General features: G+C 74.0%; 13 protein-coding genes. 8 read left to right on the top strand and 5 right to left on the bottom strand.

Going from position 1 to position 13,312, the window contains the following annotated elements; genetic code table 11:
- The first annotated feature begins 260 nt into the window (after nucleotides 1–260).
- Entirely contained in the window at nucleotides 261–455 is a 195-nt protein-coding gene (locus AB0H71_RS27450; protein WP_084505708.1) for a hypothetical protein, read from the top strand.
- A 94-nt stretch (nucleotides 456–549) separates the two neighbouring features.
- Here AB0H71_RS27450 and AB0H71_RS27455 read toward each other — a convergent pair whose 3' ends face one another.
- Nucleotides 550–1,296, bottom strand: coding sequence for a TetR/AcrR family transcriptional regulator (locus tag AB0H71_RS27455; RefSeq protein ID WP_357026521.1), 747 nt, complete (start codon nucleotides 1,294–1,296; stop codon nucleotides 550–552).
- Between the two features lie 96 nt (nucleotides 1,297–1,392).
- Here AB0H71_RS27455 and AB0H71_RS27460 point away from each other — a divergent pair, with 96 nt between their 5' ends.
- Together AB0H71_RS27460 and AB0H71_RS27465 are read left to right on the top strand one after the other, a co-directional pair.
- The gene (locus AB0H71_RS27460) at nucleotides 1,393–3,147 is read left to right on the top strand and encodes a DEAD/DEAH box helicase (protein ID WP_357026911.1); all 1,755 of its coding nucleotides are present in this window, start codon (nucleotides 1,393–1,395) and stop codon (nucleotides 3,145–3,147) included.
- Nucleotides 3,147–3,701: a hypothetical protein gene (locus AB0H71_RS27465; protein ID WP_357026523.1), complete on the top strand. Its 555-nt coding sequence runs from the start codon at nucleotides 3,147–3,149 to the stop codon at nucleotides 3,699–3,701. The genes AB0H71_RS27460 and AB0H71_RS27465 overlap by 1 nt, the downstream gene beginning before the upstream one ends.
- A 199-nt stretch (nucleotides 3,702–3,900) precedes the next feature.
- On the opposite strand, the gene AB0H71_RS27470 is transcribed toward AB0H71_RS27465, so the two are convergent.
- Nucleotides 3,901–5,658: a DEAD/DEAH box helicase gene (locus AB0H71_RS27470; protein WP_357026913.1), complete on the bottom strand. Its 1,758-nt coding sequence runs from the start codon at nucleotides 5,656–5,658 to the stop codon at nucleotides 3,901–3,903.
- 159 nt (nucleotides 5,659–5,817) lie between these two features.
- Here AB0H71_RS27470 and AB0H71_RS27475 point away from each other — a divergent pair, with 159 nt between their 5' ends.
- Nucleotides 5,818–7,212, top strand: a complete 1,395-nt coding sequence (locus AB0H71_RS27475; protein ID WP_357026525.1) for a YhjD/YihY/BrkB family envelope integrity protein — start codon at nucleotides 5,818–5,820, stop codon at nucleotides 7,210–7,212.
- A gap of 26 nt (nucleotides 7,213–7,238) precedes the next feature.
- Here the strand turns inward: AB0H71_RS27475 and AB0H71_RS27480 are convergent, their stop codons facing one another.
- Nucleotides 7,239–7,475 (bottom strand): DUF3039 domain-containing protein, encoded by a 237-nt coding sequence (locus AB0H71_RS27480; protein WP_067656785.1) that lies wholly within the window; start codon nucleotides 7,473–7,475, stop codon nucleotides 7,239–7,241.
- 73 nt (nucleotides 7,476–7,548) lie between these two features.
- Between AB0H71_RS27480 and AB0H71_RS27485 the strand changes: the two genes are divergently transcribed.
- A complete protein-coding gene (locus tag AB0H71_RS27485; RefSeq protein WP_357026527.1) occupies nucleotides 7,549–7,965 on the top strand; it encodes a DUF3099 domain-containing protein in 417 nt (138 codons plus the stop codon).
- Here AB0H71_RS27485 and AB0H71_RS27490 read toward each other — a convergent pair.
- On the bottom strand, nucleotides 7,939–9,243 hold the full coding sequence (locus tag AB0H71_RS27490) for an MFS transporter (RefSeq protein ID WP_357026529.1): 1,305 nt from the start codon (nucleotides 9,241–9,243) through the stop codon (nucleotides 7,939–7,941). The two genes, AB0H71_RS27485 and AB0H71_RS27490, sit on opposite strands and share 27 nt — an antisense overlap.
- 132 nt (nucleotides 9,244–9,375) lie before the next feature.
- On the opposite strand from AB0H71_RS27490, the gene AB0H71_RS27495 reads away from it, so the two are divergent.
- The 3 genes from AB0H71_RS27495 (at nucleotide 9,376) to AB0H71_RS27505 (ending at nucleotide 12,792) form a co-directional block, all read left to right on the top strand.
- Entirely contained in the window at nucleotides 9,376–10,107 is a 732-nt protein-coding gene (locus tag AB0H71_RS27495) for a VOC family protein (protein WP_357026531.1), read from the top strand.
- A 25-nt stretch (nucleotides 10,108–10,132) separates the two neighbouring features.
- Complete coding sequence (locus tag AB0H71_RS27500) at nucleotides 10,133–11,662, top strand: methyltransferase (protein ID WP_357026533.1); 1,530 nt, start codon at nucleotides 10,133–10,135, stop codon at nucleotides 11,660–11,662.
- Nucleotides 11,663–11,823: 161 nt separating this feature from the next.
- Nucleotides 11,824–12,792 (top strand): sigma-70 family RNA polymerase sigma factor, encoded by a 969-nt coding sequence (locus AB0H71_RS27505; RefSeq protein WP_357026535.1) that lies wholly within the window; start codon nucleotides 11,824–11,826, stop codon nucleotides 12,790–12,792.
- Between the two features lie 70 nt (nucleotides 12,793–12,862).
- Here the strand turns inward: AB0H71_RS27505 and AB0H71_RS27510 are convergent, their stop codons facing one another.
- The gene (locus tag AB0H71_RS27510; protein ID WP_357026536.1) at nucleotides 12,863–13,225 is read right to left on the bottom strand and encodes a DUF4333 domain-containing protein; all 363 of its coding nucleotides are present in this window, start codon (nucleotides 13,223–13,225) and stop codon (nucleotides 12,863–12,865) included.
- Between the last annotated feature and the right edge of the window lie 87 nt (nucleotides 13,226–13,312).

The raw sequence follows: 13,312 nt of genomic DNA on the forward strand, positions 1-13,312 counted from the left end.
GATAGACAACTGGATCGGACTGTTCGAGTACGGGATTCACGTGCTTTCGACGCGGAGCAGGGATGTTCGCCCACGGCGGAAAGCCCAGGTCGTGTTATCGAAAACACATCGGATACTCACCGGGAACAAATCCCGGGCCCCGAACGTCTGTCAGAGTAGTCATACCCCTGCTGGGAAGTAGCGGATGTGAGCCCGCGGAGTGACCACGGGCCCGACACCAGGTGAACGGACTGTGTGCCGGAAGCCAGGACGGAGGAGTCATGCCAGGAACCCTGACCAGCACCCCACTGACCGCGGTCGACCGCTGCGACCGGTGCGGGGCGGCTGCCCGAGTGCGTGCCGTTCTGCCCGCGGGTGGAGAGTTGCTCTTCTGCCAGCACCACGCGAACGAACACATGGAGCGCCTGCGTGAGCTCGAAGCCGTGATCGACACGGATTCCGCTCCCGCTCTGTAGACCCCCGTCCTCGCGTCCGACACAACAGCATCGAACAACAGAATCCGCGACAGCGGGCGATCCGATCGGATCGCCCGCTGTTTCGGTTCCCGGGTCAGTTTCCCGGCTTTCCGCTCAGCAGGATTCCATCGATCAGCACGCCGAGGCCGTACTCGAAGTCGCCCTCCGGGTCGCCCGGCGCCTGGTACCGCTCGCCCACCGCCGCCCCGACCCGCGCCGCCGTCGGGAACTCGCGCTCCGGCAGCACCGCGGCCAGCAGCGGGCCGTGCGCCGCCCACCAGGCCGCGTCGTCCCCCGCCCGGCGGGCGGCCACCGCGGTCCCGGCATTGCCGGTGGCGAACTCGGTCAGGACCCTGACCGCGCGATCCATCACGACATCGTCCAGGCCCAGCCCGGTCAGCGCGGCCAGCTGCCGGTCGTAGCGGCGCAACCGGCCGGGTCCGAGCACCAGCCGCCACGGCGAGACCTCCAGCAGCCACGGGTGCGCGAGCAGCTCGGCCCGCACCTGCCGGGCCACCGCCGCCAGCCGTTCCCGCGGGGCGCCGCCCGGCAGGGGGCCGTCCGCGGCCGCCAGCTCGTCCACCATGGCAGCGATGAGCTCGTCCTTGCCCGGCACGTAGGTGTAGAGGCTCATGGGCCGCAGGCCGAGCTCGGTGGCGACCGCGCGGATGGAGACCCCGGCCAGGCCGTCCCGGTCGGCCAGCGCCACGGCGGCGGCGAGCACGGCGTCCACGTTCACCGTGCGGCCGGGGCCGCGGGTGGGCGGCCGCGGTGGCAGGTGCCGCCGCCAGAGCAGGGCTATGAGCCGCTCGGCGCGCTCGTCGGCGGTCGGCTCGGGCACGGCTCCCCCTCCCGGGAACAAATCCCGTACGGTGTACGTTGTCGGTTTCCCGTACACCTTACGCTGTTCTTCGAAAGGGGCCCCGCCCTGTCCACACTGCAGGCCACCTACCTCCCGGACCGTCACCTCGTCGCGCTCTGGACCTGGTCCGGCGGCCCCGGCGCGGCGCCGCCGGGGCCGGGGGAACGGGAGACGCTGCCGCTGGTGCTGCCCGGCCCGGACGGGCTCGCGGTCACCGAGGTGGCGTGCGCGCTGCTCACCCCGGCCGAGTTCACCTCCGACCCGCGCACCGGCGCGCCGTCGCACGCGGCCTGGGCCGCCGCGCTCGCCGATCCGGCCGCCGCGCCCGCGCTGCCGCCCGCGGCGCACGCCGTGCCGAACGCCACCGGCACCGCGGTGCTCGCCCCGGAGCGCGCGCTGGGCGTCGCCAGGGCGACCGGGGCGCTCGCCGAGCGGCTGGCGGGCAGGGTGCGCGCCGAGCTGCGGCCCTACCAGGCGCGCGGCATCGGCTGGCTGCACGAGACGGTCGCCGCGCACGGCGGCGCGGTACTCGCGGACGAGATGGGGCTCGGCAAGACCGTGCAGGCCATCGGCTTCCTGGCCGACCGGGCGTCCGGGCCGAACCTGGTGGTGGCGCCGACCTCGCTGGTGGGCAACTGGATTCACGAGATCACCCGCTTCGCCCCGGAGCTGACGGCGCGGGCGTGGCGCGGCGGCGCACCGGCGGCCGAGCCGGGCACGGTACTGGTCACCGGCTACCCGACGCTGCGGCTGCACCACCGCGCGCTGGCCGGATTCCACTGGGAGACAGTCGTCTTCGACGAGGCGCAGGCGCTCAAGAACCCGCGCACCCAGGTCGCGGTGGCGGCCCGCGGGCTGGACGCCGCCGCCCGGGTCGCGCTCACCGGCACCCCGGTGGAGAACGACCTGGACGAGCTCTGGGCGCTGCTGCACCTGGTGGCGCCGCGGCTCTTCACGCACCGCAGCCAGTTCCGGCGCCGCTTCGCCCGGCCCATCGCCGAGGGCGACACCGGCGCGGCGGCCCGGCTGCGGGACGCGCTGGAGCCGGTGCTGCTGGCCAGGCGCAAATCCCAGGTGGCCGCCGGGCTGCCCGCCAAGATCCACACCGACCTGCTCTGCGACCTCACCGCCGAGCAGGCCGCGCTCTACGACCGGGTGCTGGACGAGGCCGAGGACACCGGCTTCGGCACCGGGCTGCAGCGGCACGGCCGGGTGCTGGCGGCGCTCACCGCGCTGAAGCAGGTCTGCGACCATCCGGGGCTGCTGACCGGCGACCTGACCGAGATCGCCGGCCGCTCCGGCAAGATCGACCTCTGCACCGACATCGTCGCCGCCAACCTCGCCAACGCCGCCCCGACCCTGCTCTTCACCCAGTACCGAGGCGCGGGCGAGCTGCTGGTCCGGCACTTCGCGGAGACCTTCGGGCTCACCGTCCCCTTCCTGCACGGCGGCCTCGACCGCGCCGCGCGGGCCGAGATCGTCCGCGGTTTCCAGCAGCCCGACGGCCCGCCGGTGCTGGTGCTGAGCCTGCGCGCGGCGGGCACCGGGCTCACCCTGACCCGCGCCGCCGACGTCATCCACGTGGACCGCTGGTGGAACCCGGCGGTCGAGGCGCAGGCCACCGACCGGGTGCACCGGATCGGGCAGACCCGCACCGTCACCGTCACCACGCTCACCACCGCGACCACGGTGGAGGAGCACATCGCCCGGCTGCACGACCGCAAGGCCGCGCTCACCGACCTCGGCGACAGCGCCGGGATCGCGGCGCTGGCCCGGCTGGACGACGCCGGGCTGATGGAGATCCTGCGCCGCTCGCGGGGTGAGATCTGATGCCGGAGAACGAGTTCGGCTACACCCGATGGGGCATGGACTGGGTGCGGCTCGCCGAGCCGCTGCGCAGCACCCGCCCGGAGCCGCTGCTGCCGCGCGCCCGCAGCATCGCCCGCAACAGCGGGGTGCGCACGGTGATCGAGGGCAGGTCGGTGCGGGCGACCATCCAGCGCGGCGGACAGGCGTCGGTGACGCACCTCGAGGTCGCGGCGCCCGGCCCGGCCGCGGTGGCGGCGGTGGCCGGGCTGGTCCCCGACCCGGCGCTGCTCGGCGACGACGCTCACGCGGCGCTGCGCGCGGCCGGGATCGACCCGGCGCCGGTGCTCGCCGCCACCGACTGCTCCTGCTCCGCGCGGCGCGAGCGCTGCGTGCACCTGCTCGCGCTCTGTTACGAGGTGGCGCGGCAGGTCGATGCCGAGCCGGCGCTCGCCCTGCGCCTCGGCGGGCTGCTCGACCCCGCGGGCGCCGCGCCCGACGCCCCCGACGCGGCCCCGCGCCGCTGGATTCCCTTGGACGCCATGGATGCCGCGGGCTGGTTCGACACCCCGCGGTGAGCCGCCGCAGGAATTCGCCCCGGCCGGTGACGCACCGGCTCGGCGGTCCAAACCCTCGGGGCGTGGCGGGCCCCGCGCCACCGCGCCCCGAGCCCCGAGTCACCGCGACCGGGCGACCGGACCACCGCGCAGCCGCGCCACCGCTCCGCCGTGCCACCCGCCGGGTACCGGCAGTCTCCCGCGGGCCCGGCGCGCGACGTCACCGGCGGCGCAGCGCCGCGATCCGCTCGTGCAGCTGATCGGCGCTGGCCAGCGCGGTGGGCGGGCCTCCGCATTCGCGGCGCAGCTCGCCGTGGATCACCCCGTGCGGCTTGCCGGTGCGGTGGTGGTGCATGGCGACCAGGCTGTTGAGCTCGCGGCGCAGCTCGCCGAGCGCGCCCGCGGTGGCGACCCGGTCGGCGGCCGCGGCGGCCTGCGGCGCGGGCTCGGGGATCGCGGGGGCGGCGGCGGAGCGCTCGGCCACCTGCTTGGACTGCCGCTCGCGCAGCAGCGCGCGCATCTGCTCGGCGTCGAGCAGCCCGGGGATGCCGAGGTAGTCGGCCTCCTCCGCGCTGCCGGTGAAGGTGGCGGTGCCGAACGAGGAGCCGTCGTAGATCACCTGGTCCAGCTCCGCGTCGGCGGCCAGCGCGACGAACGGCTTCTCCTCCTCGCCGGGCTCGTCCTGCTGCTTGTTGGCCTGCTCCAGCAGCGCGTCCTCGAGCCCTTCGGCCTGCCGGTGCGGCTTGCCGATGACGTGGTCGCGCTGCAGCTCGAGCTGGGCGGCGAGATCGAGCAGCACCGGCACCGATGGCAGGAAGACGCTGGCCGTCTCGCCCGGCTGCCTGGCGCGCACGAAGCGCCCGATGGCCTGCGCGAAGTACAGCGGGGTGGAGGCGCTGGTGGCGTAGACGCCGACCGCGAGCCGGGGCACGTCGACGCCCTCGGAGACCATGCGCACCGCCACCATCCACGGCTCGTCGCTGGCGGCGAAGCTGCCGATCCGGGCCGAGGAGGTCGGGTCGTCGGAGAGCACCAGCGCGGGCCTGCGGCCGGAGATGTGCTCCAGCAGCTCGGCGTAGTCGCGGGCGCGCTCCTGGTCGGTGGCGATCACCAGCCCGCCCGCGTCCGGCATGCCGGAGGCGCGCAGCTGGCGCAGCCTGGTGTCGGCGGCCTGCAGCACCTTGGACATCCAGTCGCCCGCCGGGTCCAGCGCGGTGCGCCAGGCGCGCGCGGTGTGCTCGGCGTTCAGCGGCTCGCCGAGCCGGGCGCTGTACTCCTCGCCCGCGCTGTCCCGCCAGTGCGCCTCGCCGCTGTAGGCCAGGAAGACCACCGGGCGCACGACGCCGTCGGCCAGCGCGTCGGCGTAGCCGTAGGAGTGGTCGGCGCGGGAGCGGTCGAAGCCCGACTCGTCCGGCTCGTAGACGATGAACGGGATCTTGCTGTCGTCGCTGCGGAACGGGGTGCCGGTGAGCGCCAGCCTGCGGGTGGCGTCGCCGAACGCCTCGGCGACCGCCTCGCCCCAGCTCTTGGCGTCGCCGGCGTGGTGCACCTCGTCCAGGATCACCAGCGTGCGCTTGTTCTCGGTGCGCACCCGGTGCTTGAACGGGTGCGCGGCCACCTGGGCGTAGGTCACCACGACGCCGTGGTAGTCGCCGGAGGTGCCGCCGGTGGTGTTGGAGAAGCGCGAGTCCAGCGCGATCCCGGAGCGGGCCGCGGCCTGCGCCCATTGGTGCTTGAGGTGCTCGGTCGGCGCGACCACGGTGATCTGGTCGACGGTACGGTCGGCGAGCAGCTCGGCCGCCACCCGCAGCGCGAAGGTGGTCTTGCCCGCACCCGGCGTCGCCACCGCGAGGAAATCGCGCGGCTTGCCCGCCAAGTACTTGGTCAGCGCGCGCCGCTGCCAGGCCCGGAGCGCGCCCGCCCCGCCCGGTGCCCCGGACGCCGTCGCTCCGGCCGTTGTCGCGGCACCACCTGACAAGGTCACGTCGTAGACCCTAACGGCCGCTCGCGGCGTGTCGCCAAACCGACGCGACGGCGGGCGATATCCGTCACAGCCGCCGGCCGCACCCCGGATTCCTCGCCCGGATGCCGCGCCGGTCCGGTGCGCGAGCGACCGGTGAGTAATGCTGTAAGGACCATGACCGACACCCCGCCCGCCGGCTCCGGCGCACCCTCGGCAACCGGGCAGCAGCCCCGCGCGGGCGCCGGGCCGCTGCGCGCGCGGCTGCGGCACGCCGGGAAGCAGGCGCTGCGGCTGATCGTGCGCACCGCGGTCAAGAGCTGGGACGGGTCGATCTTCGCCAAGTCGGCGGCGGCGGCCTTCTGGCAGACGCTCTCGCTGGCCCCGCTGCTGCTCGGGGTGCTCGGCAGCCTCGGCTACGTCGGCGGCTGGTTCGGCCCGGACACGGTGGAGATCGTGGAGGGCAAGATCATCGCCTTCAGCCGGGACCTGTTCAGCCCGGCGGTGGTGGAGGAGCTGATCGAGCCGACGGTGCAGGACGTGCTCGGCCGCGGCCGCGGCGCGGTGGTGTCCTTCGGCTTCGTGCTCTCGCTCTGGGCCGGGTCGTCGGCGATGGCGACCTTCGTCGACGCCATCGTGGAGGCGCACGACCAGCACGAGGCAAGGCACCCGGTCTGGCAGCGGATCTTCGCGCTGCTGCTCTACCTGCTGTTCCTGGTGGCGGCGGTCTTCATCCTGCCGCTGGTGGCGCTGGGCCCGGTGATCATCGGGCGGGCGCTGCCGGACGGCTGGCGCGAGCCGGGGCTGCGGCTGCTCGACGGCTTCTACTACCCGGGCGTCGGGCTGCTGCTGATCATCGGGCTGACCACGCTCTACAAGCTGGCGCTGCACCGCTCGCTGCCCTGGCTGCGGCTCCTCGGCGGCGCCCTGGTGGCCGGTGTCTTCTTCATGGCGGCGAGCGAGATCCTGCGCCGGTACCTGGCCTGGATCACCGCCTCGGGGGTGAGCTACGGCGCACTCGCGACGCCGATCGCGTTCCTGCTCTTCACGTTCTTCCTCGGCTTCGCGGTGATCCTCGGCGCCGAGTTCAACGCGGCCGTGCAGGAGCTGTGGCCCGCGCGCGGGTCGCGGCTGGACCGGACCAAGGAGTGGCTGGCGCACCGGGTGCTCGGGGATTCCATCGTGCAGCGCCCGCGTCCCGTCGAGCGCACCGGCGCCCCGAAGCCCGGACGGCGCGGCGATGGCACGACGCAGGGCCGGCCCGCGAAGTCGGACCCGCCGCCGAACGAGGCATCATCCGCGCGGGCGGACGCGGCGCAGCCGACGCGGCGGGGCGAGGCACTTTCGGCGCAGCCGGAGGCGGCATCGTCCGCGCAGCCGGAGGCGGCATCGTCCGCGCAGCCGGAGGCGGCATCGCCCGCGCCACCGGACGAGGTGTCATCCGCGCGGCAGGGCGAGGCGACAGCCCCGACGCGGCAGGACGATGCGGCGGCGCTCCCGCCCGCAGGCCCGAACGGGGGCGAGCGGCCTGCGGAGATCGCACCCGGGCACGCCGAACCGACCGGCGCCTGATCGCACCGGCCGCGGGACCGAAGGGCTCAGTCGCCCTTGCGCAGCTGCTCGTAGACCTTCTTGCAGTCCGGGCAGACCGGCGAGCCGGGCTTGGCGGAGCGCGTCACCGGGAACACCTCACCGCACAGCGCGACCACGTGCGTGCCCATCACCGCGCTCTCGGCGATCTTGTTCTTCTTCACGTAGTGGAAGAACTTGGGGGTGTCGTCGGCGGTCGTCTCGTCGGTGGTGGTGTCCGGCCGCACCAGGGTGTCAGTACTCACGCCCTCCATGATGCCGCACATCCGCCACCCCCGGCCGATGCGCTCGGCGCCGAACGGTGGAACACTCGAACACATGCACCAGCACGGCGACCCCCGAGACGCCGACGAGCGCCACCCCCGGCAGCCCGCCACCGACGCCGACGCGGGATCCGAGAAGAAACGATCGCGCGGCTTCTTCACCGCGGGCGCGGACCACCCGGTGCTGATCACCGAGGCCGCGCCCTCGCTGGAGGACCAGCACCGGGCGCGGGTGCGGCGGTACACCGTGATCATGGCGTTCCGGATCCCGTGCCTGCTCGGCGCCGCGCTGGCCTACTCGCTGTGGAGCAATGCGCTGATCTCGCTGCTGATCATCGCGGTCTCCATCCCGCTGCCCTGGATCGCGGTGCTCATCGCCAACGACCGCCCGCCGCGCACCAAGGACGAGCCGAGCCGCTGGGATCGCCCGCGCCCCGCGCTGGAATCACGGCCGCACCGCGCCGTCGAGTGACGGCGCGGCCGGACGCGCGATGAAGATCGACAGCACCGCGGCCAGCCCGCACAGCCCGCCCGCCAGGTACCAGGCCAGCGTGTAGCCGCCCTGCAGGTCACGGACCACCCCCGCACCGGTGGCCGCGACCGCCGCGCCGACCTGGTGCGAGGCGAAGACCCAGCCGAAGGCCACCGGCCCGTCGGCGCCGAAGATCTCCCGGCAGAGCGCGACCGTCGGCGGCACGGTGGCGATCCAGTCCAGCCCGTAGAAGATCACGAAGACCCACATGCTCGGCTCGGTCCGCGGCGCGAAGAGGTGCGGCAGGATCAGCAGCGAGAGCCCGCGCAGGCTGTAGTACCCCACCAGCAGCAGCCGCGGATCCACCAGGTCGGTGAGCCAGCCGGAGCAGATCGTGCCGACCACGTCGAATACCCCGACCAGCGCGAGCAGCCCGGCCGCGGTGGTCACCGGCATGCCGTGGTCGTGCGCCGCGGTGACGAAGTGCGTGCCGACCAGCCCATTGGTCGAGGCGCCGCAGATGGCGAAGCCACCGGCGAGCAGCCAGAAGCCGGGCGTCCGCACCGCCCGCCGCAGCACCGTGAGCGCCCGCAGCGCGCCGCCCGCGACCGCCACCCTGGTGCCCGCCGTGCTGCCCTCGGGGGCGCCGTAGGCGAGCCGCCCGACATCGCTCGGGTAGTCCCGCACGAAGAGCAGCACCAGCGGGACGACGGCCAGCGCGACGGCGGCCACCACCAGCGCGGGCAGCCGCCAGCCGTGCCGGTCGGCCAGCCCGGCGATGAGCGGCAGGAAGACCAGCTGCCCGGTCGCGCCGGCGGCGGTGAGCACCCCGGTGACCAGCCCTCGATGCCGGACGAACCAGCGCGAGGTGATGGTCGCGACGAACGGCATGGACATCGAGCCCACCCCGACCCCGACCAGCAACCCCCAGGTCGCCACCAGCTGCCACGGCTGGGTCAGGAACACCGTGAACCCGCTGCCGAGCGCCACCAGCGCCAGCGCGCAGGCGACCACCAGCCGAATGCCGAAGCGGTCCATGAGCGCCGCCGCGAACGGCGAGATCAGCCCGTAGAGCAGCAGGTTCAGCGAGACCGCGGTCCCGATGGTTCCGTGCGACCAGCCGAACTCGTCGTGCAGCGGATCCAGCAGCACGCCGGGCACCGAGCGGAAGGCGGCCGCGCCGATCAGCGCGACGAAACCGACGGCGGCCACCGTCCACGCGGGGTGCGGCCACCGGCCCGCGGCATCCGGGCGGCGGGCGGTACGCAGTGAGGTCACCGGCAGATCCTGCCGGAGCCGGGGCGCCCCCGCGAGTGGCAGTTCTGCCAGGTTCCGCTGAGATCCTGCCAGGCTCGACAGCGGCTGCGCCGCCGCTCTATCGTCGGAGCGAATCGAGGCGAGGAGCGGCGAATGATCCAGTGGGTCTGGGCTTTTCTCGACCGTCCGGTCGACGGGTTCGACGAATCGGCCCGGTTCTGGGCGACGGTCACCGGCACCACAGTGTCGGCGAAGCGGGGCGCGGTCTCCGAGTTCGTGACGCTGGAGCCCGCCTCCGGCCCCGGCACCGTGAAGATGCAGGCGGTACCGGAGGGCGGCCGCGTGCACCTCGACCTGGACGTCGCCGATGTGCCGGGCGGGCGCGAGACCGCCACCCGGCTCGGCGCCGAGCTGGTGCTCGACCACCCGGACTACGCCGTCTTCCGCTCCCCCGCCGGGCTCACCTTCTGCCTCACCCCCGACGGCCGCGCCGAGCCGGGCGAGCGCCCCGCGGTGCCGGGCCCGGACGGTGTCAGCACCCGGCTGGACCAGGTCTGCCTGGATATCGGGGCGAGCGATATCGAGCGCGAGACCGAGTTCTGGCGCAGGCTCACCGGGCTGCCCTACCGGGTCGGCCGCCGCCCCGAGTTCGCGCTGCTGCGCGGCAGGCCCGGGCTCGGCTACGACCTGCTGCTGCAGCGGCTGGACGAGGACCGGCCCGCGAGCGCGCACCTCGACTTCGCCACCTCCGACCCGGCGGCCGCCGCCGAGTACCACACCGGGCTCGGCGCCCGGGTGGTCGAGCGCTTCGAGCACTGGATCGTGATGGCCGACCCCGACGGCCACCCCTACTGCCTCACCGCCCGCGACCCGAACGGAGTCTGAGCACCGGCGATGGCAGAGTAGCGGCGTGCCCGACGCCCCTGACTCCCTCGCCGTTCGCACCGACACCCCGCTGGTCGCGCTCTGCCCCGGCCTGCGCACCGCGCTCGAGCGGGCCGGCTACGACGCCGACACCCTGCTCGCGGTGCTCGGGGCCGACGCGCACGCCGCGCTGAGCCGCTCCGAGCCGGTCCCGGTGCGCCGCGCCGCCCGCGCCGCGGGCGACCTCGGCACGCTGATCGCGCTCTTCCTGCTGCACGACGACGTGCCCGCTCCCGCGGCGGCCACCGCGCTGGCCCCGGTCGAGCTCGCCGACGCCGTCGCCGCCGGGCTGCTCGAGCGGGACGGCGACGCCGTGCGCGCCGCGCTCGACCTGCGCCCGCTGGACGCCGGGGCGGGCACCCGCTGGATCATCTCCGACCTGGACGACTCCATGCGCCGCCGCGCCCTCACCGCGGAGCACGTGCTCGGCGTCGGCCACGCCTCGCTCTCGCTGCTCCGCGCCACCCCCGTCGACCCGACCGGCACCGTGCTCGACCTCGGCACCGGCTGCGGCGTGCAGGCCGTGCACGCCGCCTCCTACGCCGCCGCCGTCACCGCCACCGACGTCAACCCGCGCGCGCTCGCGCTGGCCGCCGCCACCTGCGCGCTGAACGGCCTCGAGGTCGAGCTGCTCGCCGGCTCCTGGTTCGAGCCGGTGGCCGGGCGGCGCTTCGACCGGATCGTGGCCAACCCGCCCTTCGTGGTCGGGCCCGCCCGGGTCGAGCACACCTACCGCGACTCCGGGCTGGCCCTGGACGGCGCCAGCGAGCTGGTGATCTCCACCGCGCCGGAGCTGCTCGCGCCCGGCGGCACCGCGGCGCTGCTCGCCGCCTGGGTGCACCGCGCGGACGAGGACTGGCGGGCCAGGGTGGCCTCCTGGCTGCCCACGCACGGTATCGACGCCTGGGTGGTGCAGCGCGACGTCGCCGACCCCGCGCTCTACGTCGGCACCTGGCTGCGCGATGCCGGGCTCGACCCGCGCGAGCCTGCGGCGCAGCGCCGCGCGGAGAGCTGGCTGGACGTCTTCGAGGCCGAGGGCGTCACCGGGATCGGCTTCGGCTTCGTCTACCTGCGCGCCATCGACGGCCCGACCGAGTTGCTGGCCGAGGACCTCACGCACGGCTTCGACGACCCGCTCGGCCCGGAGGCCACCGCCTACTTCGAGCGCTCGGCCTGGCTGCGCGCCGTCGCCGCGGACCCCGCGGTGGCCTGGAACGCGCGCTTCCGTGTCCCTGACGCCACCGCGCTGGAACGCGTCGCCCTCCCCGGCCCCGAGGGCTGGGAACCGCTGGTCGCGCGCGTGCACCGGGGTGAAGGGCCGCGCTGGCAGCACGAGCTGGACGAGGCGGGGATCGCCCTGCTCGCGGGAATGCGCCCGGACGGCCTGGCGTTGTCCGAGCTGACGGAATTGCTCGCCCTCGCGCACGGCCCCGGCGAGACCACGCCCGAGTTCGCGAACGCGGTGCTGACCCTGGTGACCGGGCTGGTCCGGCACGGCTTGGTGGTGCCCGCGTAGCCACGCACAGGCGTTCGCGGCGGCGGGCCCTTCTCAGGAACTTCTCAGCCGAAGGTGATGGAAAGCGCAGGCCAGGGCCTGTTTACCCGGGCGGTCCCCGGGAACTTTCTCACTGTCGGTTCCGTTGATCCGAGTGAGACACCACCGACAGGAGGCAAGTCATGACAAGCCCCGCCACGACTCGTGTGCGCCCCAGCGATGCCGATATCGACGCCCAGAGCCCGGCCGCCGACCTGGTCCGTGTGTACCTGAACGGAATCGGCCGGACGGCGCTGCTCACGGCGGCCGACGAGGTGGAGCTGGCGAAGCGCATCGAGGCGGGTCTGTACGCGCAGAACCTGCTGGAGACCGGCAAGCGGCTCTCCGCCACGCGCAAGCGTGACCTGGCGGTCGTCGTCCGCGAGGGCCAGGCGGCCCGCTCGCACCTGCTCGAAGCCAACCTGCGCCTGGTGGTCTCCCTCGCCAAGCGCTACACCGGCCGCGGCATGCCGCTGCTCGACCTCATCCAGGAGGGCAACCTCGGGCTGATCCGCGCGATGGAGAAGTTCGACTACGCCAAGGGCTTCAAGTTCTCGACCTACGCCACCTGGTGGATCCGGCAGGCCATCACCCGCGGCATGGCCGACCAGAGCCGCACCATCCGGCTCCCCGTGCACCTCGTGGAGCAGGTCAACAAGCTGGCCAGGATCAAGCGCGAGCTGCACCAGCAGCTGGGCCGCGAGGCCACCGACGCCGAGCTCGCCACCGAGTCCGGCATCCCGGTGGAGAAGATCGCCGACCTGCTCGACCACAGCCGCGACCCGGTGAGCCTGGACATGCCCGTCGGCAACGACGAGGAGGCCCCGCTCGGTGACTTCATCGAGGATTCCGAGGCCACCTCGGCCGAGTCGGCGGTGATCGCCGGGCTGCTGCACCACGACGTGCGCAGCGTGCTCGCCACCCTGGACGAGCGCGAGCAGCAGGTCATCCGGCTGCGCTTCGGCCTGGACGACGGCCAGCCGCGCACCCTCGACCAGATCGGCAAGCTCTTCGGGCTCTCCCGCGAGCGGGTGCGCCAGATCGAGCGCGAGGTCATGACCAAGCTGCGCAAGGGCGAGCGGGCCGACCGGCTCCGCGCCTACGCCAGCTGATCCCGCACCGCACACCGACGTTCTGGGCCGATCCCTCCGATCGGCCCAGCGTGCCCTCCGGGGCCGGTTACTACTGGTCGACCTGCACGTCGTAGTTCACCGTGTCGCCCTCGACGCTGGTGACCGTGACGGTCAGGCCGAGGGTGTCGCCGCCCGCGGTCAGCGTGCAGCGCATGGTGGTGCCGACGCTGCCTTTCAGATCGCCCGGGCAGTCGATGGAATCCGGGGTCTGCCCGACCTCCTCGGCCAGCGTCTGCGACACCGACTTCTCCAGGTCGGCCTCGTCGATCTTCGGATCGCCGCCGATCGACACCGAACAGGCCGAGAGCGCACACCCCAGCACGAACAGGGTGGCGGCGCCGGCGAGCCGGGCCGTCCGCCCGCGCGTACGCGGGGCGGTACGAACAGACGGGTCGGTCTTCATAGTGGTCATCGGGGTTCCCTCTCCGGTCAGACGCAGTGATCGCGACAAGATCGCCGCACCCGGGCTGGTTGTTAACCCCTGACCCGTGCGACGAAG

The organism is Nocardia sp. NPDC050697, from assembly GCF_040654395.1.
Classification (GTDB): Bacteria; Actinomycetota; Actinomycetes; order Mycobacteriales; family Mycobacteriaceae; genus Nocardia.